The sequence below is a fragment of the Amycolatopsis pithecellobii genome (genome assembly GCF_009707865.1).
Lineage (GTDB): Bacteria > Actinomycetota > Actinomycetes > Mycobacteriales > Pseudonocardiaceae > Amycolatopsis_E > Amycolatopsis_E pithecellobii.
In genome coordinates this window covers 1-26184 of sequence record NZ_WMBA01000090.1, presented here as the reverse complement: position 1 = coordinate 26184, position 26184 = coordinate 1, and the positions used below count along the sequence as shown (strand labels likewise).

The window sequence follows — 26184 nt, the reverse complement described above, 5'->3', positions numbered from 1 at the left end:
ACAACCACCCCACTACCCACCCCGGGCATAACCCACTAACGAAAATGGTTATCATATTCATGGAAGGGAGGCAGGCATGAAGGTGCGCAAGTCACTGCGGTCGCTCAAGCAGAAGCCGGGGGCGCAGGTGGTCCGCCGGCACGGCAAGGTTTTCGTGATCAACAAACGGGACCCGCGCTTCAAGGCGCGTCAGGGTTAGGAGGAAGCACGATGAAACAAGGCATTCACCCCGACTACCACCCGGTCGTGTTCAAGGACTCCTCGACCGGCGACGCGTTCCTCACCCGGTCGACGGTCAACTCCGGCAAGACCATCGAGTGGAGCGACGGCAACACGTACCCGCTGGTGCTGGTCGACATCAGCTCCTACTCGCACCCGTTCTGGACCGGGGCGCGCCGGATCATGGACACCGCCGGGCAGGTCGAGAAGTTCCACCGCCGCTACGGTCAGCGCGGAGGCCGCAAGTAATGGCCGTCCCCAAGCGTAAGACCTCACAGGCCAACACCCGCACCCGCCGGTCCGCCTGGAAGGCAAAGGCGCCGGACCTTGTGCCGATCATCGTCGACGGGGAACGGATGCTCGTGCCACGCAGGCTCGTCGGGCACTTCCGCCGGTTCGGACGCTGAGGTCTCGTCCATCCCGGTGATCATCGCCGCGACGTCTTGCCTATCGATAACGACAACCAGTAGCAGTAGAGCTACGTACAGCCGCAGAGTGAAGGGCAGGATCATGTCGCTTGATGTTCCGACCGAACTGCTGGAGCGCGCCGAACATGGCGACGTGACCGACGCCGAGTTCGTCGCGTGCGTGCGGGACTCGCTTCCCTACGCCTGGCAGGTGATCAGCGGAGTCGTCGCCGATCTACACGGTGCCACCGCGGATTTCGCCGACAACGTCACCCCGCCGCCGAGCGAGACCGACCGGGGACAGCTGTTGCGCGCACTGGCGTCCGACGCGATCCGCGGCGGCCTCGAACGGCATTTCGGCGTGAAGCTGGCCTTCCAGAACTGCCACCGGGTCGCCGCGTTCCATCCGTCCGCTGTGGACAGTGATCGGTACCGCGCGTTCATCTCGCCACGCGGCCAGCTGCTCAACCAAAGTCCGGAACTCCGGGACTGCTGACAGGCTGACACGGCGCCGTGCCGGATACGGCGCCGTGTCAGTCCCGCAGGTACGGGAGGACCTCCGCGCCAAGGCGGTCGATGGTGTCCAGAGTGCGCGCCCGGTTGCCTGTCCCTTCAACCATCGCAATGACATGCCGGATCCCCGTTCGCCGGGCGCCGGCCCGGATCCGCGCCACACATTCGTCCGGACTGCCGACGGGATGCAATCCGCACAGGAAATCCGTGTACTCAACGGGATCGCGGCGCAGGCGAGGCCTGCCGTCGATCGTCCGGTAACCTCCGAGTCCCTCGGCCAGCCAGCCCGGCATCGTCGCACGCAGCTGCGCCACCGCCTCGTCCCTGCTGTCCGCGACCTGCGCCAGCACCGCGGAAACATGGTCCACACCAACGGGATCACGCCCCGCGGCCCGCGCCGCCGCCGCGTAATGGTCGAGCATCCACACCTTCTCGTCGTCGCTCATCTGCATGCCCAGCAACAACGGAAGGCCCCGCGCGGCGGCCAGTTCCGCCGTCGCGGGCGAAGTGCAAGCCACGACAGGACCCGGCGACGAGTACGGCCGTGGCACGAAATCCACTTCGGGAAAGGCGTGGAACTTCCCGTCCGCCGCCACCTTCGGCCGCGTCAGGCAGTCCAGCAACAGGTCCAAACCTTCCGCGAAACCCTCCTCGTAGCGCGGCAAACCGGTGCCGAACACTTCGAGATCGACCCACGGCCCGCCACGGCCGACACCGAGCCGCAGCCGCCCCCCGGACAACTGGTCCAGCAGCGCGAACTGTTCGGCGAGCGCGACCGGGTGCGTTGTGGACAGTACGCTGACCGCCGTGCCGATGCCGATCCGCGAGGTGCCGCCCAACGCGTGCGCGGCGAACGTGATCGCGGACGGGCAGGTCCCGTACGACATGAAGTGGTGCTCGGCGATCCAGGCGTCGTCGAACCCCGCCTGCTCGGCACGTACCACCGCATCGCGGGCACGTCGCAGCGCCGTTCCGTCGTCCTGTCCCGGAAACCGGCCCGCCAGCAGGAAAATCCCCATCCGCATACCGAGCAGTCTAGAACCCTTGGGACACAGGACGTTTCACCGATCCCGGCCCACGATGAACCGGGCGAGTGTCTCCAGTTCCGCCTGTGCCCGAGGCTCCACACGGGCCGCTTCGAGATGCGACCGCGCTTGCTCGAGGTGGCGGCCGGCCTGATCCCGGGCCCACGCCCGGCCGCCCGCGAGCTCGACCAGTTCGGCCTCGCGAGCCACGTTCGCCGGCTCGGCACCGAAGCGGGCCGCCAGCTCACGGCCCGCCTCGGTGCCCGACGCCAGCGCCGCGACCACCGGCAAGGATTTCTTGCGGTTGCGCAGATCCGAGAACACCGGTTTGCCGGTGACCGCCGATTCTCCCCAGATGCCCAGCAAATCGTCGACGAGCTGGAACGCCAGGCCGACCTCTTGGCCGAAGCGGCGTAGTTGCCGCTGCTGGTTCCCGCTTCCCCCACCGGCCACCACACCCAGTGCGCACGCGGCGCCGAGCAGGGCCCCGGTCTTACCCGCGGCCATCGCACGACATTCGTCCACACTCACCTCGGCGCGCCGTTCGAAGGCCAGATCCGCGCTCTGGCCCTCGATGAGCTCCAGTACCGCGGCCATCAGGACATGCGTCGTTTCCGGTTGCCCGGACAGCAGTTTCGCGGCCAGCGACAGCAGTGCGTCACCAGCGAGGATCGCCGCGCTGGAACCGAATTCACGCCACACCGTCGCCCGGTGCCGCCGCGTGGAATCGCCGTCCATCACGTCGTCGTGCACCAGCGAGAAGTTGTGCACCAGCTCGACCGCGACCGCGGCCGGCAGCGCACTTTCCAGCGGCGCCCCGGTGGCCTTGGCACCGAGCAACACGAGCGTGGGACGCAGCAGCTTGCCGCTGCCCGCACCATCCGCCCAGCCGAAGTGATGCTGTGCGATCGGCCGCATCGATGACGGCAGCCGCTCGACCGCCGCCCGCAGCTCGGGTTCGGTGGTTTCCTTGCCCCACGCCAGGATCTCCTCCGCTGTCCTCGCGTGGGTGATCAGCTCCGTCATCTGCCGAGCTCCACGTTTTCCAACACCCCGAGCGCATCGGGCACCAGCACGGCGACCGAGTGGTACGCGGTGACCAAATAGGACAGTAGCCCCTTCTCCGTGATCCCCATGAATCGTGCGTTGAGGCCGGGCTCGAGCTCGTCGGGAATCCCGCTCTGCCGTAGCCCGATCACCCCCTGGCTGCGTTCGCCGGTGCGCATCGCCATGATCGACGTGGTGTTCGTGGCCGACACCGGGATCTTGTCACACGGCAGGATCGGGGTGCCCCGCCAGCCGAGGAACGGCCGCCCTTCGACCTCCACACTCTGTGGGACGAGACCACGCCGGCTGCACTCGCGGCCGAACGCCGCGATCGCGCGCGGGTGCGCGAGGAAGAAGGCCGTCTTCCGGCGCCGGGACAGCAGTTCGTCGAGATCGTCCGGTGTCGGCGGGCCCCCACGGGTCTGCACGCGCTGACGATGGTCCACATTGGACAAGAGCCCGTAGTCCGGATTGTTGACCAGCTCACTTTCCTGTCGTTCCCGCAACGCCTCCACGGTGAGCCGCAACTGCTGCTCCACCTGGTTCATGGGCTGGTTGTACAGATCCGCCACCCGGCTGTGCACGCGCAGCACCGTCTGCGCCACGCTCAGCTCGTACTCTCGCGGCGCCAGCTCATAGTCCACAAAGGTCGATGGCAGCACGGGCTCGCCGGAGTGTCCCGACGCCAGCGCGATATCCGCTTCACCGCGGGAATTGCGCGCCGCCGAGGACGTCCGGCGCAGCTGTTCGACGTGCGCACGCAGGGAACCGGACTGCCCGAGCAACGCCGCGAAGTCGTCCCGGCGTAACGCGAGCACGGTGACCGCGGTGAGCGCCTCGACCGAATACGCCCACTGCTGCGGGGTTTCGGCGATCAGTTGCTGGCCCACGTAGTCGCCGTCGGCCAGGACTCCGAGTGTCGCCGGCTCGCCGTACTCGCCCGTTCCGGCTTTGCGCACCTTGCCGTGCACGATCAGCAAACCCTCATCCGCGGCCGACCCGGCCTCGGCGATCACCTCCCCCACGCCGTAGTCGCGGCGCCGCAACCGATCCGCGACCGCGGTGAGCACCTCTTCGTCGGCCAGGCCACGGAAGATCGGCAGTTCACCGAGGCTCGCGGGCACCACTCGCACCGTGTCACCCGTGATGTCGAACGCGGCGCGCCCCACGCCGGTCTCGTGGGTGAGGCGCCGGTTGACCCGGTAGGTGCCCGCTGTGGTTTCCACCCATGGCAGCACGCGCAACAGCCACCGCGAGGTGATGCCGCGGCTCTGCGGCGCAGATTTGGTGGTGGTCGCGATGGTGCGCGCGGCCTTGGTGCTCAGGCTCAGCCGCGCGCTCACCTCGACCTCGCCGGTGACCGTCACGAGCTTTCCCGGCCCAGCTCGACATGTTCCAGTATCGCCAGCGCGTCCGGTACGAGCACCGCCGCCGAATAGTACGCGGACACGAGGTAGGACATGATCGCCTTGTCGTCGATGCCCATGAACCGGACCGATAACCCGGGCTGGTACTCGTCCGGGAGCCCCGTCTGGTGCAGACCGATCACGCCCTGGTTCTGTTCACCGGTGCGCAGCAGCATGATCGACGTGGTCCTGGTCTCGCTGACGCCGATCTTGTTGCAGGGCAGGATCGGGATGCCGCGCCACGACGGCACCTGATGCCCCTGGAAGTCAAGGGGCGCAGGGTAAACACCGCGCGCGCTGCACTCGGCGCCGAACGCGGCGATCGCGCGCGGGTGCGCGAGGAAGACCGTCGGTTCCTTCCACACCGCGGACAGCAGGTCGTCCAGGTCGTCCGGGGTGGGCGGGCCGCTGCGGGTGTGGATGCGCTGCGCCACGTCCGCGTTGTGCAGCAGGCCGAACTCCGGGTTGTTGACCAGCTCGCTTTCCTGGCGCTCACGCAATGCCTCGATGGTCAGCCGCAGCTGCTGCTCGACCTGGTTCATCGGCTGGTTGTACAGATCCGCGACGCGGGTGTGCACCCGCAGCACGGTCTGCGCCACGCTCAGCTCGTACTCGCGAGGCGAGAGTTCATAGTCGACGAACGTGCTCGGCAGGTCCGGTTCGCCGGCGTGCCCGGCAGACAGGTGGATGTTCGCCTCACCATGATCGTTGCGTGGCGCCAACTGACCGGCCTGAAAGTCCGCCACGTGCGCGCGCAGCGATTCCGATTGCGCGTAAACCTCGTCGAAAGCCTGTTGTGGCAGGACGAGCACGGTGCTCGGGGTGACGGCCTTGACGGTGTACTCCCAGATGCTCTGCGGGTCCAGGAGTGTCTCGGCGCCGAAGTGATCCCCGTTGGCCAGTACGCCGAGCGTCGTCTGGTTGCCGTACTCGCCGGGGCCGATCTGGCTGACTTTACCATGTGCTACAAGGAAAGCCTGGTCCGACGAGTGTCCGAACTCGACGATCACGTCGCCGGGCTCGTAGCTGCGCTGCTCGAACCGGTCCGCCAGCGCGGACAACACCGCGTCGTCCTCGTATCCCCGCAGCAGCGGGAGTTCTCGCAGCTCGGCCGGAATGACCCGGACGTCGCTGCCGGTGCTGACGAACGTCACCCGGCCGTCGCCGACGGTGTACGTGAGGCGCCGGTTGACCCGGTAGGCGCCGCCGGCCGCCTGCACCCAGGGCAGCACGCGCAGCAGCCAGCGCGAGGTGATGCCCTGCATCTGCGGGACGGACTTGGTCGTGGTCGCCAGGTTCCGCGCCGCCCCGGTGCTGAGGCTTTGCTGCGGCGCGTTGTCGATGCCCGGCTCCGCTGATTCGGTCACAGTCACGGCACAAACCACCAATCCATGGTCTTCGCGGATTCGACACAAAAGAATTCAGGCGCAATTGAAGTCGCCGAATTCGACGTTAGCACCGGCGGCCGGGACCGTACAGTCACTCATCAGTGGGCGCCGTCCGATTAGCGAAGTTGACTTCCGCACTCGCAAACCCTGGGTACTATGCGCCGCATTTCCCTCACTCATCACGACCAGTGCAGATGAGCTCAAGTGGACCACTGGCGCTCACGCTGCCCGCGAATTCGCGGCTGAGCACTGGTCTGAACGTGTTCAATTCCCTTGGTGCGCTTGGGCGTAGCTCAGCCAACCGGCCCAACCGTGACCTGTCGTGAGTGGCTTCCGCACGAGTGGAGCAGTACTGGACCAATTGATCGTCCCGCCATGGAAATCGGTTACCCGGCGACTGCTCCGAATCAGTGAGTAATAACGAGCAGCCGCCACGGCCGACTGAAAAGCGTCCGTCGACCTTGTCTGCCGATATTCCGCTGATTAGCGTGAAGGTATTCGCGCCGGAAAAGGAGCCAGATGAGTGTTTACCTGACCGGTTCGCTCTGGGTGGCCGCGTCGATCACCGTGGGTGTGGTCATCGGGTATCTCGTGCGCCGGTACGGCCTCGACGAGGGAAGGATGGACAACAATGACGCGGCAGGGCAGGCGTTCACGATCGTCGGGGGGCTCCATGCCGTGATCATCGCGTTCGTGCTGATCTCCTTGTTCGACGCCACCAACTCGGTGCGCACCGGTGCCGACGAGGAGAGCAAGGCTCTCGTCGGGGCGGCCTGGGCGGCGCAGGCGTTACCGGAGCCCGCGCGCACACAGGTGCCGCAACTGGCGCGCGGTTACGCGAACACGGTGGTACGCGTCGAGTGGCCGCGCTTGCAGGACGGTCGGCCGGTGCCGGCGGACGGCTGGAGCGAACTGACGCAAATGCGGAAATCCATCGAGAACACGGAAATCCCTCCCGACAACGACTGGCTGACGAACCAGAAGACGACCGCCGCCGAGCGCGTGATGGATCTCTACCAGCGGCGTCAGTCCCGGCTGAACACCTTGCGGGACAACAATATCGGGCTCGTGGTGTGGTTCGTGCTCATCGTCGGTAGCGTGATCTTCGTCCTCCTGCCGAACCTGTTCGGTGGCACGAAACAGACGACGCACATCATCATCGTGTCGGCGCTGGCGGCCACCACGACGTTACTGCTGTTCGCGATCTACCAGCTGCAGAACCCGTTCGGCGGCGGCGCGAAGGTGGGGCCGGAAGCGTTCGACCAGGCGATCGCGCGGCTGAGCTGATGTTCGCCGGCCTCACCGCGGCCTTGCTGCTCACGGCCACCGCCCTCGGCGGCACCACGGACAGCGTGCCGACCCGGACCACGAACGAAGCCGTGTGCTGGACGGCGCATCACCCCGTCTGCTGCCTGTGCTTGTGGTGCTGCGAATGCCGGTGCTGCCGGACGACACCGGCCTCGCCGCCGCCCCTCACCACGACGACCACCGTCCCGCCCACCACGACGACGGTGCCGCCGACGTCGAGCACATCAGCACCGAAGAGAAGTCCCCCACCGCCCAGCAGCTCACCGCCACCCGTACTCCCGCCGGCAACCCCACCGAAACCGCCGAAACCCGTGCCCGTCCGCACAGCGCCGGTCGCACTCCCACCGCCGCCACCCGTGCCACCACCAGCGAGCACGCCGGCCACGTCGACCCACCGTCCACAACCGACACCCACGTCCTCGACCGGCGCCGCAGGCCACGCGGCGGCTCACGCGGTGACGGCGACCGAGGTGAAGCGGCGCTGGGCCGTGGCGGTGCTGGTGCTCGTGATCGGCGGCGGAGTGCTCGCGCGACGCGTCGGCCGGCAGCGATGACAACCAGGTAAAGGAGAAGACATATGCAGGCCTTCACACTGCCCGACTTCTATCTGCCGTACCCGGCGCGGATCAATCCGAACCTGGAGCGCACTCGTGTCCACAGTGGAGAGTGGGCGCAGCGGATGGGCATGCTGGACACGCCGAAGCGCGGCGGCGGCGTGGTGTGGACGGCCGCAGATCTGTCCGCAATGGACTATCCGCTGATGTGCGCCTACACCCACCCCGACTGCGACGGTCCCGCCCTCGACCTCATCACCGACTGGTACGTCTGGGTGTTCTTCTTCGACGACCATTTCCTCGAGGAGTTCAAGTACAGCCGCGATCTCGCGGGTGCCAAGTCCTATCTGGACCAGCTCGAGAAGTTCATGAGCGACGACCCGCCGGAGCCGGCGAACCCGGCCGAGCTCGGGTTGAAAGACCTGTGGGAGCGCACCGTTCCGGCGATGTCGGCGGGCTGGCGCCGGCGGTTCGTCACCAGCACCTACAACCTCATGATCGAATCACTGTGGGAACTGGACAACATCGACCGCGGCCGGATCGCCAACCCCATCGAGTACATGCAGATGCGCCGCAAGGTCGGTGGCGCACCGTGGTCGGCCAACCTCGTCGAATACGCGGTGGGTGCCGAAGTACCGGACGAGATCGCGGACGCCCGGCCGATGCAGGTGCTGCGGGACACCTTCGCCGACGCCGTGCACCTGCGCAACGATTTGTTCTCCTACCAACGAGAAGTGCGTGAGGAAGGCGAGAACTCCAACGCGGTGCTGGTGTTCGAACGGTTTCTCGGCTGCTCCACTCAGGACGCCGCGGAACTCGTCAACGACCTGCTCACGTCGCGGCTTCAGCAGTTCGAGAACACTGCGCTCACCGAGACACCCGCGTTGCTGGCCGAACACCGCCTGCCGCCACATGATGTCGGCGCCTACGTGAAAGGCCTGCAGGACTGGCAGGCCGGTGGCCACGAGTGGCACGCCCGGTCCAGCCGGTACATGAACGAGGGTGCCACGCGGCTCGGCGGCCCCACCGGTCTCGGCACGTCCGCCAGCCGCATCTCGTTCGCGCCGGGGTTGCGAGGCCGTGCCCGGCAACATTCGCATCAACTGTTCACGCCGGTCGGGCACCTGCCGGTGCCGGAGCTGTACATGCCATTCGAATACCGGACGAGCCCGCATCTGGATACGGCTCGCAAGTACGCGGTCGGCTGGGCGCGGCGGATGGGCCTGTTCGATTCCGTGCCGGGGGTGGAAGCCGGCGGTCTGTGGGACGAACGACGGTTCCGCGGGCTGGATCTGCCGCACTGCGCGGCGATGATCCACGCCGACGCGGCGCCCGAGGAGCTGTACCTCTCGTCGGACTGGCTGGCCTGGGGCACCTATGGCGACGATTGGTATCCCGCCGTCTTCGGCGGTACCCGCAATCTGGTTGCGGCGAAGGCGTTCACCGACCGGCTGGCCGATTTCATGCCGCTCGGTGCGGGCGCGGTCCCGGAGCCGACGAACCCGATCGAGCGTGGGCTCGCGGATCTGTGGCGGCGCTCGGCGGGTCCGATGAGCCCGGAAAAACGGGAAAAGCTTCACCACGCGGTGTGGGAAATGATCGAAAGCTGGTTGTGGGAATTGCTGAACCAGGCGCAGCACCGGATTCCCGATCCGGTCGACTACGTGGAGATGCGCCGGCGGACATTCGGCTCCGACCTGACCATGAGCCTCGCACGGCTCGCGCACGCGGATACGGTGCCCGCCAAGGTTTTCGGCACGCGTGTCCTGCACGAACTGGAAACCGCCGCGCAGGACTACGCGTGCTTCACCAACGACTTGTTCTCCTACCAGAAGGAAATCGAGTACGAGGGCGAACTGCACAACCTGGTGCTGGTGGTGGAGAACTTCCTCGGTGTCGACCGCTGCAAAGCCGCGGAAGCCGTCGCGCGGCTGATGAGGGAACGAATGGAACAGTTCGAACACATTCTTGCCAACGACTTGCCCGCCCTGTTCGAGGAATTCGATCTCGACAGCGAGGCGCGCGCGGCGCTCACCCGGCACGCGGAGGAGTTGAAGGATTGGATGTCCGGAATCCTGGAGTGGCACCGCAACTGCGTGCGCTACACCGAACCGGAGCTCCGGCGACTCCGGACACCTCAGCTGCCGGGTGGTTTTCCGCCCGCTTATGCCGTGTACTGATAGGCCGGGTAAGTCAGGTACCCCGCGTCGCCGCCCTGGTAATACGTGGCTTCGTCGACGGGCGCGATCGGATGTCCGTTACGCAGCCGCTCGACGAGGTCGGGGTTGGCGATGAAACCCCGCCCGAAGCTGATGAGTTCGGCGCCCAGCGCGAGCCAGTGATCGGCGTCGTCGCGGCCGGCTTGCTTCGGTCCCATCGGAAGCACCGGGTTCACGATGAGCGTGCCCGGCCACGCGCGGCGCAGGTCGAGCAGGGTCTCTTCGTCGGTGGTCGCTTCGAGGTGGACGTAGGCCGGTTCGAGACGAGCCAGTTCGGTCAGCAGCGCGGTGTACAGCTCGGGCACGTCGGTCTCTTCGACACCCCAGAAGGTGGCACCCGGGGAGAGGCGGATGCCGGTCCTGGCCGCGCCGATGGCGTCGATGGTGGCGGACACCGCTTCGACGGCGAACCGGATGCGGTTGGCCACCGAGCCGCCGTAGCGGTCGGTGCGCAGATTGGCGTTCGAGGAAAGGAACTGCGAGATCAGATAACCGTTGGCGCCGTGCAATTCCACGCCGTCGAAACCGGCCTCGACGGCACGGCGGCCGGCCTCGGCATAGGACTGGGCGTGCTCGGGGACTTCGGCGGTCTCCAGTGCACGCGGCATCGGCGCGGGCTGGGGACCGGTCGGGGTGAACACCTCACCCGCCGCGGGCACGGCCGAGGGCCCGATGGGCTGCAGCCCGTTGGTGTCGGGGTGCGAGACCCGCCCGCCATGCATGAGCTGCGCGAACAGCCGCCCGCCGTTGGCGTGCACCGCCGCGGTCACCGGCCGCCACGATTCGACCTGCTCGTCGGTGTGCAGCCCCGGCGTACCCGGATTGGACTGCCCGATCAGGCTCGGCTGCACCCCCTCGGTCACGATCAGCCCGGCCGTCGCCCGCTGGGCGTAGTACGTCGCCATGGACGGTGTCGCCAGGCCATCCGCCGCGGCCCTGGCGCGGGTCATCGGGGCCATCACCACCCGGTTGGGCAGCGTCAGATCGCCGAGCTGGTAGCGGTCGAAAAGCGTTGTCACGTCAAGGCTCCTTCGTGTTCCGTAGCGCTCCGTCCTGGGCGCTACGGCCACGCTAAAAGCTCACGCTGACGTCAGAGGCAAAGACTTGTGCCACGGGTCACACGGGGGAAGCCGATCTTCGCTAGAGTCCGCGTTCATGGGGCGGATATCTTCGGCATGGGCGGTGATCGACGCATGGCTCGAACGGCACGCACCGGCCAGTGCGCAGGCTCGGCGTGGACCGGCCACGTCGGCGGAAATTGCGGCCGCGGAAGCGGAATTGGGCTTCGCGTTGCCGCCGGACTTCGCCGAATCCGTGGCAGTGCACGACGGCCAGCCGGACGGTTGTGACGATTTCCCTTACCGGCCACTGCTACCGCTGGCCGGAATCGTCGCGACCCGGCGCATGCTGATGGAGGTCGCGGCCGACGGTGGATGGCTGGGCGAGGATGGCGACGATGCGTGGTGGCACGAACAATGGCTGCCGATCGGCAGGCTGGACGGCGATGTGGAGTTGCTCGACTGCCGCCCTGGCCCGGGATACGGCCGGCTCGGTGTGCGGCCCAACGACGATGTCGCGCATTTCGAGCCAGGGTGGGGTCTGCCGGATTTCGCCGGCTATCTCGATGCGATCGCGACGGCGCTGACCGAGGGCGATTTCGACGGTATGAAGCCACATCTGACGCCCGAAGGAAAACTCTGCTGGGCCTTCCCCGATGAGGACGAGGACCTGACACCGGTGCGGTAGTTCACCGCGCCATCGCAACCGAAGCGGTGGCGGGCGATTCCTCGCGCTGCGCCGGGAGTTCCCGCAGCCCCCAGGCGGCGACGAACGCCAGGACGCTCACGATCGCGGCGACGATGAAGATGTGCCGCTCACCGGTGACCAGACCATTCACCGCCGGCTGCCCTGTCATGCCCGCGGTCAGTAGCGCGCCGAACACCGACGTGCCGATCGCGCCGCCAATGGTGCGGAACATGGTGGTGTTCGCCGTCGCCACCCCGATTTCGCTGACGGGCACGGTGTTCTGCGCGATCAGGGTTGTCGTCTGGGTGCTGAATCCCAGCCCCAGTCCGGCCAGCACCAGGGCGCCGCTGATCACCCAGACCGGGGTCGCGGCGTCGAGCATGGTCAGCACCGCCGACCCGGCGGCCATGCAGAGCGTGCCCGCGATCGGGAACACCCGGTACCGCCCGGTCCGGCTGGCGACCCGGCCCGCCACCTGAGAGGCGACGACCACCGCGAGTGTCATGGGCAGCAGCAACGTTCCCGAGCCGGACGCCGACGCCCCCTGCACGTTCTGCTGAAAAAGCGGGACGAACGTGATCATGCCGAAGCTGATCACCCCGACCACGAACATGATCGCCGTCGTCAACGGGATGTTCCGGTAGGTGAACAAACGCAATGGCAGCACGGGTTCCTGGCTGCGCCGCTCCACGAGCACAAACCCGGCGAGCGCGATGACGGTGACCGCGGCGAACACCGGCGCGGGCAGCAGCGCCTGGTCGCCGGTGCCGCCGGTGAGCAGCAACAGCGCGGTGATCGCGACGGTCAGCAGCAACGCGCCGCCGAAATCGAGCTGGACTCGCCGGCGGGGCATCGACGGCACCACAAGCACGAACGCGGTGGCGGCCAGCACGATCAGGCCGAGCGGCAGGTTCAGGTAGAAGTTCCAGCGCCAGCCCAGCAACGAGGTGACCGCGCCGCCGAACAACGGCCCGCCGATCTGCCCTGCCGCCATGGTGCTGGCCATCATGCCCTGGTAACGGCCACGCTCCTTGGGCGACACGAGGACGCCGATCAGCGACAGGGCGCCGACCGTGAGCCCACCGGCGCCGATCCCTTGTACCGCACGGAAAGCGATCAGCTGGCCCATGTCGGCGGCGAACCCGCACGCCACGGAGGCGACGGTGAAGATCCCGATCGCGCTCAGGTGCACCGTCTTGCGCCCGTAGAGATCGCCCAGCTTTCCCCAGATCGGCGTGGATGCCGCCGTGGTGAGGGTGTAAGCCGTGACGACCCAGGACAGCTGGCGCAGCCCGCCGAGCTCACCGACGATCGTCGGCATCGCCGTGCCGACCACGGTGTTGTCGAGCATGGCCAGCAACATCGAAAGCAGCAGCACGGCGAAACCCGCGCGTATTCTCGCCGGGCTCATCACCGGCTGACTGTCCGGAGTGGACATTGGCGTACCCCCTCAGGCTTTGATGTCAAGAGAAAGCACGAGCTCGGTGGTGCGCTCGGCTTGTTCGAGCTGTGGCAGGTGCCCCGCGCCGCGGATGATGGCGAACCGGGCTCCTTCGTCGTTGTCCCCGGCGAACGAGGCGGCGTAGGCGCGGCCATAGGAGAGGTCCACGATGCCGTCGCTTTCGCCCCACGCCACCAGAACCGGCAGCCGGACCGCTTCGAGCCGGGCCCGCAGCAAGGGGTCGTGCATGTACGGATTGCCCGCGTAATCGGCCAGTGCCACGTCGTCCGGATCCGCCTCGGCAGGCGGCGACGGCGGCTGCTCGGCCGGATCCATCCGGAACTTCTCCGGGCTGTGGAACACGAGATCGGCCAGCCGGCTCGGCGGTTCCACCGAGACATCCGTGATCGGATGCCCTTCGACGGTGATGCCGACCGCGTTCACCAGAACGAGCCCGCCGATGCGCGACACTTCCCCATCGTCACGGGCGGCCTGCTCGTCGACCCCCATCTGGGCGGCGATCCACCCGCCGAAGGAGTTGCCGGCGACGAGCACGTCCCGCAGGTCGAGTTCGTCCAGCAGTTCACGGAAGGCGCGCGCCAGATCGGCGACGTTGCTCAGCCCCGAGCGGGATGTCCCATCGAAACCGGGAATGACGGGCGAGAGCACGCGGACCCCCCGAGCCGCGAGCCCGGCGGCGAGCCCGGCGACCGAACCCGCTCCGGCACCCCCGTGGATCAGGAACACGGGCCGCCCGGCGCCACGGTCCTCGACGCGGATCTCCACGCCGCTTGCCAGCTGGTAGTCCGTGATCTCCGGGTCGGCAGGCTGCACTCGTTCCGCGTCGGCGTAGGTCGTCGCGGACTCGGTGTGGTAGTGGCTCATGATCTTGACGATTTCCTTGCCGTCCGCGGGACGGCCGGCCGCGGTCGCGAAGTCCCGCAGCTCGCGGAAGTACTGGACGAACAGGTCCGGTGTGAAGGTGTTCAGCAGCACCGCCGGTTCCGCGCCCGGGTTGGCGAAGGTGTGCGGGGCGCCCGGCGGCACCATCACGAGAGTCCCGGCGGGGGCGTCGTAGGTTTCCTCTCCCACGGTGAAGCGTGCGGTGCCGCGCACGACGTAGAAGCCCTCGTCGTGCTGCGCGTGCCGGTGCTGGGGCGGGCCATCCGTGTGCGGGGCGACGGTGATCTCCCCGATGCCGAGGCGGTGGTCCGTGGTGCTGCCGTCTTCGAGGATGCGGAGCTGGATCGCGCCGGTGAGTGCGGTCTCCCCGCCATCGGGGCCGACGATCGAAACAAGTGTCATGGCCAACCTTCGTGAGAGTGAACTTTCATGACGAGACTATGCCTTCGGCACCGTTTGTGCAAGCTCGCTCTCACAAGCAAGAGTGTGAGGTCGATTGACGCCGGCTTGGGCCGCGGCTTACTGTTCTTTCCGCATGACGGTTTCTGGAAGCCGGTGAGAACCCGGCACGGTCGCGCCACTGTGAGTCCGCCTACGGGCGGGCGAGTCAGGTCGAGAAGCCGTCACGATGCTCCGCACGACCAGGGACGCACGATCCCTCAAGGAGGCTTTTGATGACCACGATTCCCGCGGAATCGTCCACCCCCGTCGTCCTGCCCGTTTCCAAAGCGGTCCTCTGGCTTGCCGGCACGGTGCTGCTGGCACTGGCGCTGTACTACTTCATCGGCATCGACCAGGGCGCCACTTCGGTGTTCGGCGACGACATGCACGTCCACGAGTTCGTGCATGACGCCCGGCACTTCCTCGGTTTCCCCTGCCACTGATCGCGGGCGAGGACAACCGAAGATGGAGAAGAAACTCATCGGATGGGGTGTGCTTTCCGGCGCCCTGGCCGGATTGCTGGCGTTCGTGTTCGCCCGGATCTTCGCCGAGCCGCAGATCCAGGCGGCGATCGACTACGAAAGCGGCCGTGACGCCGCGCAAGAAATGCTGAACCACGCCGGCGGCATGACCGAGGCGCACGGGGCGGATGGCGAGCTGTTCAGCCGGGCCGTGCAGGCGAATCTCGGGGCCGGGCTTGGCATCGTCGGTTTCGGCGTGGCGATGGGTGCACTGTTCGCCGTGGTGTTCACCGTGTGCCTCGGCAGGGTCGGCAAGCTCCGCCCGCGCACACTCGCGCTGCTGGTGGCGGGTGCCGGGTTCCTCGCGATCTACCTGACGCCGTTCGTGAAGTACCCGGCGAACCCGCCCGCGATCGGGAGCGAAGAAACCATCGGGACCCGCGGTGGTCTGTACCTGATCATGGTGCTCGGCTCGGTGGTGTTCCTCGGTGCGGCGGTGTGGCTGGGCCGGCGCCTCGCGCCACGGCTGGGAAACTGGAACGCGAGCCTGGTCGCCGGGGCGGCTTTCGTTGTGGCGACGGGGATCCTGATGGCGATACTGCCACCGCCCGGACACCTGGCGGCGAATGTCGCCGAGCATGGCGTCCAGGCGACCGAAACCCCGCAGCCGCTGACCGATCCGGCCGGGCATCTGGTGTACCCGGGCTTCCCGGCGGACACCCTGTTCGAGTTCCGGCTTTATTCGGTCGGCGCGCAGGTGATTCTCTGGGGTGTGCTCGGGCTGATGTTCGGCCCGCTGGCCCAGCGGGTGCTGCACCGGGGCCGGTCGCTGGCGGCAACCGGGTGACCTCGGGCCCGTGGATCTCAGCACGCTGGGGCCGTACTTCGCGGTGGATCACCATCCCGCGCGGGCCGGAGTTCCCGCGCCGTGGCGGACGTTCGATGAGCTGATCACCGGCCAGGACACGGTACGGGAGCGGGTCACGACCGTCCGAAGTGGACTTGCCGCGATGGGTGGGCTGCCGGCGGGGGCGATCGAACCACGAGTCGCGGCGTCGGTCGCCCATCTCGGGATCGCCGCCCGCCTGGTGTCACCACTGCTCGCCGCCGCGGTGGGCAGCGGGATCGTGCTCGATCTCACGCCCGGCGAAACGTGGTGGCAGCCGGTGGCGGGCGGGCCGGTTCCGGTGTCGATCCGGTGGCCGCAGCGCGAAACCGCGCCGGATCTCGAAACCGGGGTGGCGCGGGTACTCGACGGCCCGGTCCGTGCTCTGGGTGATGCCTTCGCGCGGCTTTCCGTGTCACGGCAGACGTTGTGGGGCAACGTCGCGTCCGCCGTGCACGGTGCCGCGACGATGCTCGACCGCGAACGTCCTCAATGGACAGTGCGAACCCGCGCGCTGACCGCCGCACTCCGTGGCTGCGAACCGCTCGCCGGAACCGGCGACGTGGACGCCGCAGGCCGGTTCCGGCGGCGCAGTTGCTGCCTGATCTACCGCGCCGCGCCGGACAAAGCCGGCCCGGTGTGCGGTGACTGCGTCCTCGCCACCAGGCGGGCCTGAGGGTTATCGTTGGTGTTGCTGGTGGTTCGCCGCGGCCTTCGGGTCGGGGCGAGGCAAGAGGGAACCCGGTGCGAGTCCGGGACTGCCCCGCAGCGGTGAGCGGGAACGACCGCCGTCAGAAGCACTGGGCACCTGCCCGGGAAGCGACGGCCAGTAGGTCCACAAAGGTGGGTGCCCGCGAGTCCGAAGACCTGCCACTGGCCCGTGTGCCGCCCGGCACGCGGAGCGTTCCGGGGCCTCGTGGGAAGGCCGGCGTGAATACGGCACTCGTGGTGCCCTTCTCTCGCCTGCCCTCGTTCGGGCCCTGTGACGTGACCAGCGAGCTCGCGAGGAGAGAGCCGGATGAACCACTCACTGCCCCCGATCGGATCAACCGTACTGGGCTATCCGCGGATCGGCCCCGAACGGGAACTCAAACGTGCCAACGAAAGCTACTGGGCCGGCCGGATCGGTCAGGACGAACTTGAAGCGACGGCGCGCAAGCTGCGGGCGCGGACCTGGACCGAACTGGCCACGGCCGGACTCGATTCCGTACCAGGCAACACCTTCTCCTACTACGACCAGATGCTGGACACCGCGGTCCTGTTCGGCGCGGTGCCGCGGCGTTTCCATGGACTGTCCGAATTGGACACCTACTTCGCGATGGCCCGTGGCCGCGACGGGGTGAGGCCGCTGGAGCTGACGAAGTGGTTCGACACCAACTATCACTACCTGGTACCGGAACTGGCTCCGGACACCACGTTCATCCTGGCCGGGGACAAGCCGGTGAGCGAGTACCGCGAGGCCACCGAGCTCGGCATCGCCACCCGGCCGGTCCTGGTCGGACCGCTGACTTTCCTGCTGCTGGCCAAATCCGCTGCCGGAGCAGCGGCGGGGTTCACCCCCCTCGACCTGCTCGATCCCCTTCTCGACGCCTACGCCGAACTTCTCGCGCGTCTGGCCGACGCGGGCGTCGCATGGGTGCAACTGGACGAGCCCGCGTTCGTCGCGGACCGTTCCGGCGCCGAACTGGCGGCGCTGGGCCGTGCCTATGACCGCCTCGGTGCACTCTCCCACCGCCCCGGTTTGCTGGTGGCCGGCTATTTCGGCGATTTCGGGGAGGCGTTGCCGGTGCTCGCGCAGAGCCCGGTGGAGGCCGTCGCGGTCGACCTCGTCGCCGGTTCGGCCGCCGCTATTCCGGTGGTGACCGCGTTGCGCGACAAAACCGTCGTCGCGGGCGTCGTCGACGGCCGCAACGTCTGGCGCACCGATCTGAAAGCGGCCGCGTCGACCTGCGCCAGCCTGCTCGGCTCGGTCGGTTCCCTTGCGGTGTCGACGTCCTGCTCACTCCTGCACGTGCCCTATGACCTCGACGCCGAGACCAAGTTGCCGAGCGCACTGCGGGAACGGCTGGCATTCGCGCGCCAGAAGGTCGCCGAGGTGGTCCTCCTCGGTCAGGCCTTGAGCGCCGGTTCTTCCGCGGTCACCGCACGGATCACGGCAGCGAGCGAAACAGTGCGCGCCGGGCGCGCGGCCGAACCCCGCAACGACCACGTCCGCGGGCGGATCGCCGCGCTACGGCCGCAACACCGCCGCCGCGTCCCCTATGCCGCGCGCGCGGCCGCGCAACGGGACCGGCTCGCGCTTCCACCGCTGGCGACCACCACGATCGGCTCGTTCCCGCAGACCACCGACGTCCGCCGGGCGCGGGCGGACCTGCGCGCCGGGCGCATCGACGAGGCCACCTACACCGACCGGATGCGCGCCGAGATCCGGCGGATCATCGCGCTGCAGGAGGACATCGGGCTCGACGTACTGGTGCACGGTGAACCCGAGCGCAACGACATGGTGCAGTACTTCGCCGAGCAGCTCGAAGGGTTTGCGACAACAGAGCACGGGTGGGTGCAGTCCTACGGTTCACGCTGCGTCCGTCCGCCGATCCTGCACGGGGATGTCGCCCGCACGGAGCCGATGACGCTCGACTGGATCACCTATGCCCAGTCGCTGACCGGCAAACCGGTCAAAGGCATGCTCACCGGGCCGGTCACAATCCTGGCGTGGTCTTTCGTGCGCGACGACCAGCCGCTTGCGCTCACCGCCGATCAGGTCGCGCTCGCGCTGCGCGACGAAGTCCGTGATCTCGAGGCGGCGGGCATCCGGATCGTGCAGGTCGACGAACCTGCGCTGCGGGAGCTGCTTCCGCCACGGGCCGAAGACCGGAAGTCCTATGTGGACTGGGCAACCGGCGCGTTCCGGCTCGCTACCGGGGGCGCGGCTGCTTCGACACAGCTTCACACGCATCTGTGCTATTCGGAGTTCGGTGACGTCATCGAAGCCATCGATGGGCTCGATGCCGACGTCACCACCATTGAAGCCGCACGTTCCCACATGGAGGTGCTGGCCGACCTGCGTGCCATCGGGTTTGCCCGCGGCGTCGGACCTGGCGTGTACGACATCCACTCGCCACGGGTACCGGACGTCGCGGAGCTGGCCGAGCTGCTTTCCGCATCCGCCGCGGCGGTAGCGCCCGACCGGCTCTGGGCCAACCCGGACTGCGGCCTGAAAACCCGCGGATATCCCGAAATCGAGCCCGCGCTGCGCAACACCGTCGCCGCCGTCCGTGAAGTCCGGGCGCGTCTGGACTACTGTGCCGTTCGTTACTAATCCGACCACAGTCACGGCTATCCGGCTTGCGTGGCAACGGTTACGTGTTGCTCGGGGTCTGCCTACTTTTGGTCGGATTAGTAACACCACGCCGTCTGCCGCCCCGGTGCACACCGGGGCGGCAGACCGCCGTGATCAATCCCAGTCGAGCGAGCCGCCCGTCTGGTATTCGGTCACCCGGGTTTCGAAGAAGTTCTTTTCCTTCTTCAAATCCATCGCCTCCGACATCCACGGGAACGGGTTCTCGGTCGCCCCGAAAATCGGCTCCAGCCCGATCTGCTGGGCCCGGCGGTCGGTGATGAAACGCAGGTACTGCTCACACAACCGGGCCGACAACCCGAGCATGCCGCGCGGCATGGTGTCGTGTGCGTAGGCGACTTCGAGTTCGCACGCTTCGGTGAGCATTCCGCGCACTTCGGCCTGGAACCGCGGCGTCCACAGGTGCGGGTTCTCGATTTTGATCTGGTTGATGCAGTCGATACCGAAGTTCAGATGGATCGACTCGTCGCGCAGGATGTACTGGTACTGCTCGGCGATCCCGACCATCTTGTTGCGCCGGCCCAGCGAGAGAATCTGCGCGAACCCGGTGTAGAACCACATTCCTTCGAACACGACATAAAACGCCACCAGATCCCGCAGGAAATCCTGGTCGTCCTCGGCCGCGCCGTGTTCCAGGCTCTGGGTGTACTTCAGCGCCCACGCGTCCTTCGCCGTGATCGACAGCACCTCGCGGTACATGTTGAACAGCTCGCCCTCGATCAGGCCGAGGCTTTCGCAGATGTACTGGAAAGTGTGCGTATGCACGGCCTCTTCGAAGGCTTGCCGCAACAGGTACTGGCGGCATTCGGGATTGGTGATCCGCTGGTACACCGCGAGCACGAGATTGTTGGCCACCAACGATTCCGCCGTCGCGAAGAACCCGAGGTTGCGCTTGAGCATGAGCCGCTCGTCCTCGGTCAGCCCGTCCCGCGACTTCCACAGCGCGATATCGGCCTGCATCGCGACCTCGGTGGGCATCCAATGGTTGCTGCACGCGGCAAGGTACTTGTCCCACGCCCACCGGTATTTCAACGGCAGCAACTGGTTCACGTCGGCACGGGAGTTGATCATCGCCTTGTCGTCGACGCTGACCCGTCCCGCCCCCTCGGCAATCGTGCTCGTCACTGGCAGGCCTCGCAATCAGGGTCGTCGATCCGGCACGCGAGCGCGGTGTCCCCGATGGTCTCCAGCACCGGGACCGTAGGCACCGCGTTCAGCTTGCCGTCGGTGCCACGCAGCGTGCTTTTCTCCACGCTGGTCGCCGCCCTGGCCCGCAGGTAGTAGGTGGTCTTGAGGCCCTTGTGCCAGGCGTAGCGGTACAGCTCGTCGAGCTTGCGGCCACTCGGTGCGTCGAGGTACAGGTTGAGCGACTGGGCCTGGTCGATCCACTTCTGCCGCCGGGACGCCGCGTCCACCAGCCAGCGGCTGTCGACCTCGAAAGCCGTGGCGTACAAGGCTTTCAGGTCGGCGGGAATGCGATCGATCCGGCCGAGGCTGCCGTCGAAGTACTTGAGGTCCGACACCATCACCTCGTCCCACAGCCCACGCGCTTTCAGGTCACGCACCAGGTGCGGGTTGATCACCGTGAAGTCACCGGACATGTTCGACTTGACGAACAGGTTCTGGAACAGCGGCTCGATCGACTGCCCCACCCCGCAGATATTGGAGATCGTCGCGGTCGGCGCGATCGCCATCACGTTCGAGTTGCGCATTCCCGTTGCGCGCACCCGTGCCCGCAACGCTTCCCAGTCCAATGTAGACGAATAGTCCACGTCGAGCGCGTCGCCTTCGCGGGCGTCGGCGAGCAGGCGCAGTGAGTCGATCGGGAGGATTCCCCTGCTCCACAACGAACCCTCGAACGAGGCGTACCGGCCACGCTCGGCGGCGAGGTCAGCGGACGCGGCGATCACGTAATAGCTGACGTGCTCCATCCCGCGGTCGGCGAACTCGACGGCCTCGGCTGAGGCGATGGGCAGGCGCAGCGCGAACAACGCGTCCTGGAAACCCATGATGCCGAGCCCGACCGGCCGGTGCCGCAGGTTGGACGATCGCGCCTCGGGAATGGTGTAGAAGTTGATGTCGATCACGTTGTCGAGCATCCGCACCGCGGTTTTCACCGTGCGTTCGAGCTGTTCGGTGTCCAGGCCGGCAGGCGTGACGTGCTGGGCCAGGTTGACCGAGCCGAGGTTGCAGACCGCGACCTCGTCGAGGCTGGTGTTGAGCGTGATCTCGGTGCAGAGATTGGACGAATGGACGACTCCGGCGTGCTGCTGCGGCGAACGCAAGTTGCACGGATCCTTGAAGGTGATCCACGGATGTCCCGTCTCGAACAGCATGGTCAGCATCCGCCGCCACAACTCGACCGCCCGCACCCGGCGGAACACCTTGATCTCACCGCGGTCGGCGGCGGTCTCGTAGGCACGATAGGCGTCGCTGAACGCGGTGCCGTAGAGATCATGCAGGTCCGGGGTTTCGTCGGGCGAAAACAGGGTCCAATCCGCGTCGGCCTCGACCCGGCGCAGGAATTCGTCCGGCACCCAGTTCGCCGTGTTCATATCGTGCGTGCGCCGCCGGTCGTCCCCGGTGTTCTTGCGCAGATCCAAAAACTCCTCGACATCGATGTGCCAGGTCTCCAGGTACGCGCACGCGGCACCCTTGCGTTTGCCGCCCTGGTTGACCGCGACCGCGGTGTCGTTGGCGATCTTCAAGAACGGCACGACGCCCTGCGACTGCCCGTTCGTGCCCTTGATGTGCGCGCCGAGGCCGCGCACCGGGGTCCAGTCGTTGCCCAGCCCACCGGAGTACTTGGCCAGCAGCGCATTGTTCTTGTACGCCTGGAAAATCGACGACAGCTCATCGTCCACAGTGGTCAGAAAGCACGACGACAGCTGCGGCCGGGTGGTGCCCGAGTTGAACAGCGTGGGCGTCGAAGTCATGAAACGGAACGACGAGAGCAGCTCGTAGAACTCGATCGCGCGGGCCTCACGATCGTCCTCCCGGATCGCCAGTCCCATCGCGACGCGCAGGAAAAACGCTTGCGGCAGCTCGAACCTGGTCCCGTCGTGGTGCAGGAAGTACCGGTCGTACAGGGTTTGCAAGCCGAGGAAACCGAAGTCGAGGTCCCGCTCGGGGCGGATCGCCGCCACCACCCGATCCAGGTCGAACGTGGCCAGCTCCCGGTCCACCAGGTCCAGCTCGATCGCCCGCCTCAGGTAGGCACGGAAGTACCCCGGGTAGTCCAGCTCCCGGTGGCCGGCTTGGCGCGGCTCACCGGCAAGGTAGGTCAGCGCCTCGCCACGTAGCTTGTCCAGCAGCAGCCGGGCGGTGACATAGGAGAAGTTCGGCTCCTGCTCGACCAATGTCCGCGCCGACATGATCAGCGCGGTCGCCAGCTCCCCCGCGCCGATCCCGTCGTAGATGTTGCGCTTGGCCTCGGCCAGCACCGGCGCCGCCGAGACGTCCTCGATCCCCGCAACCGCTTCGGCCACAACACGTTCGACGCGGGCCCAATCGACGTACGCGGGATCGGGCTCGACCGGGGTGATGTCCCGCGCCTTCGCGTGTTCTTCCCGGTAGAGCACGTACGCGCGCGCCACCTTGTGGTGCTCGCCGCGCATCAACGTCAGCTCCACCAGGTCCTGAATCTGCTCGATGTGCACCGCGTCGGTGGTGGCATGGCGGCGCAGCGACGTCTCCACCCGCGCGGTCAGCTCCGCGACCAGGTGATGGATCCGCGACGACGTGGCCGCCGCGTCACCCTCGACGGCCAGAAACGCCTTGGTCAGTGCCACCGAGATCTTGGTCGCGTCGAACGGGGAAACGCTCCCGTCGCGCCGGACCACGCGAAACGGTCCGTCGTGGGCAAGGTCTGTCCTGGCACTGGAAACAGCCACACTGGGTGTCACAGCTCTCTCCTCGCGAGCTCGCACTGGACCCGGCACGCACCCGCGCGCCGGGCTTCCGCACGCCGGATGGCGCGCGCGGCCGGTGGCAGGTCTTCGGACTCGCGGGCACCCACCGGTTTTCCCGGCGGACCTACTGACCGTCGCTTCCCGGGCAGCCTTGCGGCGCCCAGTGCTTCGTTGACGGCGGTCGTTCCCGCTCACCGCTGCGGGGCAGTCCCGGACTCCCACCGGGTTCCCTCTTGCCTCACCCCGGCCCGAAAGCCACGGCGAACCACCAGCACGACAGACACTACATGTTGTGCCCTGTACACCAAACAACCCCATATCTGTGGGCATGTCGTCGCCTGAGCCTGTACCACACCGGGTCCACGGGCCGGAACCGACCTGGCGTCGTCGCGATAGTCCCGGCAAAGAATCAGAGGATTTCAGCCAAATCGCATTGCCCCAGCACCAAGGTTTTCGTGCAAACCAGGTACCCAGATCGGGAAGTCCCCGTATCTGCAAGTGCCGTATGCGGAAAGAGCCCGCAACACTGCTCGCGGCAGCCTGCCGAACAGCGAGCAGAGCGTGGAGGGACTGTCCGTAATGAACGCACCGGCCCGTGCCGCAGATCGCACTGAAGAAGAGAGGAACCCGGCGAGATCCGGGACCTCACTGGGCACGATTTCGCTGCCGGACAGTCCGCCGCTCATTCCTTTCGACGCACCATTACCGCACCCGCCGCTATGGCAACGGATCACCAAGCATCGGTGGTTTTCCCATTACAACCGGCTGATCGCCATTGTGCTCGCGGCGAACCTGATCGTCGCGCTGACGAATCCGGTCGACGACCGGCTGGTGACCACCGCTTATATGGTGAACTTCCTGGTCACCATTCTGATCCGGCATCGGTTCGTGGTGAACGCGATCTTCTATTCGGCCACTTCGCTGCCGCGCTGGGCACCCCTGCGGATGCGCCAGCTGTTCGGCAAGATGTACCAGTACGGCGGAATTCACGTCGGCGCCGCACTGTCGGCATTGGTCTGGTTCTGTGTCCACATCGGACTGTCCGTGCGACGAGGGGCCTGGCGCGCCGACGGTCTGGCATTCACCGATCTGGCACTGCTGATTTCGGTGCTGGTGCTGCTGGTGGTGATCGTGCTCGGTGCGCTGCCGGTGGTGCGATCCCGCTGGCACAACGTTTTCGAGCGCACGCACCGCTTCGGCGGGTGGAGCGCGCTGGCCGTGCTGTGGGCGCAGACCGTGGTGGTCGCGTTCGAGGCCGGCGGGCATGCGTTCTCGCTGACGGCATTGCTGTCCGGAGCACAGTTCTGGGTGCTGCTGGTGGCCACCGTGTGTGTGGTGGAGCCGTGGGTGCGGCTGCGTCGCGTGCCGATCACCGTCGAAAGGCCGTCCTCGCATATCGCGGTGCTGGAATTCGACGCCCGGTACAACCCGTTCCACGGATCCACCTCGGCGGTCAGCGTGAACCCGTTGGTGGAGTGGCACAGTTTCGCCTGCATCGACGCGCACGGACGGCCCGCCACCCGGGTCTTCATCTCCCGGGCCGGCGACTGGACGGGCCGGTTCGTGGACAATCCGCCGCGCTCGCTGTGGATCAAGGGCGGGCCGGGCCGGGCTTTCCGTGACGTGGAACGGTTGTTCGGCAAGGTATTGTTCGTGTGCACCGGCAGTGGTATCGGGCCGGCGATGAGCGGATTCAAGTACCGGACCGAACCACAGGCATTGGTGTGGGTGACGCGATCACCGCGGAAAACCTACGGGGACGCGCTGGTCGACGAGATTCTCACGACGTTGCCGGAATCGATCGTCATCGATACCAGACAAAGTGGCAAGCCGGACATGGTGAAGCTGTGTTATCAAGCGGTCCAGCGGTTCAAGGCGGACGCGGTGATCTGCGTGGCGAACAAGGAAGTCACCTGGTCCGTGGTGTCCGGATTGGAAAGCAGGGGGATTCCGGCGTTCGGCCCGGTCTGGGACTCCTGATTTCCGCAACGCGCTTTCAATCCTTTGTGGACCATCGAATCGGAAGGCAGTGAAGACACCGTGTTGGAAACGAACATTTCCGCGCCACAGGGCGTCGGCCAGACCGCAATCCTCATCGCCCGTGTCCGGGCACAGGAATCCCGCCGGCCCGACCGGTTGTTCAGCGACCCCTACGCCGAGCGCTTCCTGGCCGCCGCGGGCTGGGGTGCTGAGGAGGGCACGGAATCGGCCGTCGCCGCCCGCTGGAGCCGGCCCACCGACCACTGGGACCTGCTGCTGCGCGCGGCGATCGTGCGCACCCGGTTCCTCGACGATCTGGTGGTCGGGGCAGGCTGCCGGCAGGTCGTGCAGCTGGGCGCCGGCCTGGACACCCGCGCGTTCCGGCTGGACTGGCGGCCGGGCACGCACCTGTTCGAGGTCGATCTGCCGGACATGATCGAGTTCAAACAGGAGGTGCTGGCCGGCGTCGAACCCCGTTGTGAGCGCACGGTGGTCGCGACCGACCTGCTCGCCGACTGGGACCAGGCGCTGGTCGAGTCCGGGTTCCGCCCGGAGATCCCCACCGTGTGGGTGGCCGAAGGCCTGCTGATGTACTTCACTGCCGAGCAGAACGACCGGCTGCTCTCGCGCATGGCCGGGCTGTCGGCGCCCAGCAGCCGGGTGGGGCTGACCCTCCTCGGGCGGCGGCGTACCGAAGGCATGCGAGCCCAGACCGCCGTGGTCGGTGCGGAAGTCACCAGGATGTGGCAGTCCAGTTCGCCGGAGGACCCGCTGGCGTGGCTGGCCACGTTCGGCTGGGAGGGCACCGTGCACGACCCGCTCGAGCTGGCCGCCTCCTACGGCCGCCCGAATCTGTACGAGGGAACAGGCTTGCGCCCCGGCACACGCGGACTGGTCACCGCCATCCGCCGCTGAGCGCACGAGAAAAGGCCCGCCCTGGGGGCGGGCCTTTTCCGTTTCCGACCATCCCC

23 protein-coding genes and 3 riboswitches are annotated in these 26184 nt (G+C 67.1%); of the genes, 13 read left to right on the top strand and 10 right to left on the bottom strand.

Going from position 1 to position 26184, the window contains the following annotated elements; all coding sequences use genetic code 11:
• The first annotated feature begins 76 nt into the window (after positions 1-76).
• From ykgO to GKO32_RS35035, 4 genes are all read left to right on the top strand, one after another.
• Positions 77-199 carry a type B 50S ribosomal protein L36 gene (gene ykgO / locus GKO32_RS35050; protein WP_154761215.1) on the top strand — a complete coding sequence of 41 codons (123 nt, stop codon included), beginning with the start codon at positions 77-79 and terminating at the stop codon, positions 197-199.
• Positions 200-210: 11 nt separating this feature from the next.
• Positions 211-468 (top strand): type B 50S ribosomal protein L31, encoded by a 258-nt coding sequence (locus tag GKO32_RS35045; protein ID WP_154761214.1) that lies wholly within the window; start codon positions 211-213, stop codon positions 466-468.
• On the top strand, positions 468-626 hold the full coding sequence (gene rpmF, locus GKO32_RS35040) for a 50S ribosomal protein L32 (protein WP_154761213.1): 159 nt from the start codon (positions 468-470) through the stop codon (positions 624-626). The genes GKO32_RS35045 and rpmF overlap by 1 nt, the downstream gene beginning before the upstream one ends.
• Positions 627-729: 103 nt before the next feature.
• Positions 730-1122 carry an SCO5389 family protein gene (locus GKO32_RS35035; RefSeq protein WP_154761212.1) on the top strand — a complete coding sequence of 131 codons (393 nt, stop codon included), beginning with the start codon at positions 730-732 and terminating at the stop codon, positions 1120-1122.
• Positions 1123-1159: 37 nt separating this feature from the next.
• Here the strand turns inward: GKO32_RS35035 and GKO32_RS35030 are convergent, their stop codons facing one another.
• Genes GKO32_RS35030 through GKO32_RS35015 form a run of 4 tightly spaced genes read right to left on the bottom strand, consistent with a single transcriptional unit; the run spans position 1160 to position 5990 of the window.
• Positions 1160-2164 carry an LLM class flavin-dependent oxidoreductase gene (locus GKO32_RS35030; protein ID WP_154761211.1) on the bottom strand — a complete coding sequence of 335 codons (1005 nt, stop codon included), beginning with the start codon at positions 2162-2164 and terminating at the stop codon, positions 1160-1162.
• A 36-nt stretch (positions 2165-2200) separates the two neighbouring features.
• Entirely contained in the window at positions 2201-3190 is a 990-nt protein-coding gene (locus GKO32_RS35025) for a polyprenyl synthetase family protein (protein WP_154761210.1), read from the bottom strand.
• Positions 3187-4578, bottom strand: coding sequence for a family 2B encapsulin nanocompartment shell protein (locus GKO32_RS35020; RefSeq protein ID WP_312869095.1), 1392 nt, complete (start codon positions 4576-4578; stop codon positions 3187-3189). The genes GKO32_RS35025 and GKO32_RS35020 overlap by 4 nt, the downstream gene beginning before the upstream one ends.
• The gene (locus GKO32_RS35015; RefSeq protein WP_312869094.1) at positions 4575-5990 is read right to left on the bottom strand and encodes a family 2B encapsulin nanocompartment shell protein; all 1416 of its coding nucleotides are present in this window, start codon (positions 5988-5990) and stop codon (positions 4575-4577) included. The genes GKO32_RS35020 and GKO32_RS35015 overlap by 4 nt, the downstream gene beginning before the upstream one ends.
• 534 nt (positions 5991-6524) lie before the next feature.
• On the opposite strand from GKO32_RS35015, the gene GKO32_RS35010 reads away from it, so the two are divergent.
• Positions 6525-7292, top strand: a complete 768-nt coding sequence (locus GKO32_RS35010) for a bestrophin-like domain (RefSeq protein WP_154761209.1) — start codon at positions 6525-6527, stop codon at positions 7290-7292.
• Between the two features lie 109 nt (positions 7293-7401).
• Here the strand turns inward: GKO32_RS35010 and GKO32_RS35005 are convergent, their stop codons facing one another.
• Positions 7402-7698: a hypothetical protein gene (locus GKO32_RS35005; protein WP_154761208.1), complete on the bottom strand. Its 297-nt coding sequence runs from the start codon at positions 7696-7698 to the stop codon at positions 7402-7404.
• A 192-nt stretch (positions 7699-7890) separates the two neighbouring features.
• Between GKO32_RS35005 and GKO32_RS35000 the strand changes: the two genes are divergently transcribed.
• Positions 7891-10047: a terpene synthase family protein gene (locus GKO32_RS35000; protein WP_154761207.1), complete on the top strand. Its 2157-nt coding sequence runs from the start codon at positions 7891-7893 to the stop codon at positions 10045-10047.
• Here the strand turns inward: GKO32_RS35000 and GKO32_RS34995 are convergent.
• On the bottom strand, positions 10032-11105 hold the full coding sequence (locus tag GKO32_RS34995) for an alkene reductase (protein ID WP_312869093.1): 1074 nt from the start codon (positions 11103-11105) through the stop codon (positions 10032-10034). The genes GKO32_RS35000 and GKO32_RS34995 overlap by 16 nt on opposite strands.
• A gap of 136 nt (positions 11106-11241) precedes the next feature.
• Here GKO32_RS34995 and GKO32_RS34990 point away from each other — a divergent pair, with 136 nt between their 5' ends.
• A complete protein-coding gene (locus GKO32_RS34990; RefSeq protein WP_154761206.1) occupies positions 11242-11832 on the top strand; it encodes an SMI1/KNR4 family protein in 591 nt (196 codons plus the stop codon).
• Between the two features lies 1 nt (position 11833).
• On the opposite strand, the gene GKO32_RS34985 is transcribed toward GKO32_RS34990, so the two are convergent.
• Positions 11834-13270, bottom strand: a complete 1437-nt coding sequence (locus GKO32_RS34985) for an MDR family MFS transporter (protein WP_154761205.1) — start codon at positions 13268-13270, stop codon at positions 11834-11836.
• Positions 13271-13282: 12 nt separating this feature from the next.
• Positions 13283-14578, bottom strand: a complete 1296-nt coding sequence (locus tag GKO32_RS34980) for an alpha/beta fold hydrolase (RefSeq protein ID WP_154761204.1) — start codon at positions 14576-14578, stop codon at positions 13283-13285.
• Positions 14579-14696: 118 nt separating this feature from the next.
• Positions 14697-14847: riboswitch (adenosylcobalamin (AdoCbl) riboswitch) on the top strand.
• Between the two features lie 3 nt (positions 14848-14850).
• Here GKO32_RS34980 and GKO32_RS34975 point away from each other — a divergent pair.
• The 4 genes from GKO32_RS34975 to metE all read left to right on the top strand — a co-directional run bounded on the left by GKO32_RS34975 (position 14851) and on the right by metE (position 19283).
• Positions 14851-15060: a CbtB domain-containing protein gene (locus GKO32_RS34975; RefSeq protein ID WP_154761203.1), complete on the top strand. Its 210-nt coding sequence runs from the start codon at positions 14851-14853 to the stop codon at positions 15058-15060.
• A gap of 22 nt (positions 15061-15082) precedes the next feature.
• Positions 15083-15925 carry a CbtA family protein gene (locus GKO32_RS34970; protein WP_154761202.1) on the top strand — a complete coding sequence of 281 codons (843 nt, stop codon included), beginning with the start codon at positions 15083-15085 and terminating at the stop codon, positions 15923-15925.
• A gap of 10 nt (positions 15926-15935) precedes the next feature.
• A complete protein-coding gene (locus GKO32_RS40340; protein WP_154761201.1) occupies positions 15936-16640 on the top strand; it encodes a (2Fe-2S)-binding protein in 705 nt (234 codons plus the stop codon).
• A gap of 2 nt (positions 16641-16642) precedes the next feature.
• Positions 16643-16853, top strand: a riboswitch (cobalamin riboswitch).
• A 129-nt stretch (positions 16854-16982) separates the two neighbouring features.
• On the top strand, positions 16983-19283 hold the full coding sequence (metE, locus tag GKO32_RS34960; RefSeq protein WP_154761200.1) for a 5-methyltetrahydropteroyltriglutamate--homocysteine S-methyltransferase: 2301 nt from the start codon (positions 16983-16985) through the stop codon (positions 19281-19283).
• Positions 19284-19418: 135 nt separating this feature from the next.
• On the opposite strand, the gene GKO32_RS34955 is transcribed toward metE, so the two are convergent.
• Both GKO32_RS34955 and GKO32_RS34950 read right to left on the bottom strand, forming a co-directional pair.
• Positions 19419-20453 (bottom strand): ribonucleotide-diphosphate reductase subunit beta, encoded by a 1035-nt coding sequence (locus tag GKO32_RS34955; protein WP_376766035.1) that lies wholly within the window; start codon positions 20451-20453, stop codon positions 19419-19421.
• The gene (locus tag GKO32_RS34950) at positions 20444-23227 is read right to left on the bottom strand and encodes a ribonucleoside-diphosphate reductase subunit alpha (RefSeq protein ID WP_312869090.1); all 2784 of its coding nucleotides are present in this window, start codon (positions 23225-23227) and stop codon (positions 20444-20446) included. The genes GKO32_RS34955 and GKO32_RS34950 overlap by 10 nt, the downstream gene beginning before the upstream one ends.
• A 67-nt stretch (positions 23228-23294) precedes the next feature.
• Positions 23295-23518, bottom strand: a riboswitch (cobalamin riboswitch).
• Between the two features lie 294 nt (positions 23519-23812).
• On the opposite strand from GKO32_RS34950, the gene GKO32_RS34945 reads away from it, so the two are divergent.
• Positions 23813-25213 carry an FNR domain-containing protein gene (locus GKO32_RS34945; RefSeq protein WP_154761198.1) on the top strand — a complete coding sequence of 467 codons (1401 nt, stop codon included), beginning with the start codon at positions 23813-23815 and terminating at the stop codon, positions 25211-25213.
• A 60-nt stretch (positions 25214-25273) separates the two neighbouring features.
• On the top strand, positions 25274-26128 hold the full coding sequence (locus GKO32_RS34940; protein WP_312869088.1) for an SAM-dependent methyltransferase: 855 nt from the start codon (positions 25274-25276) through the stop codon (positions 26126-26128).
• Positions 26129-26184 lie beyond the last annotated feature (56 nt).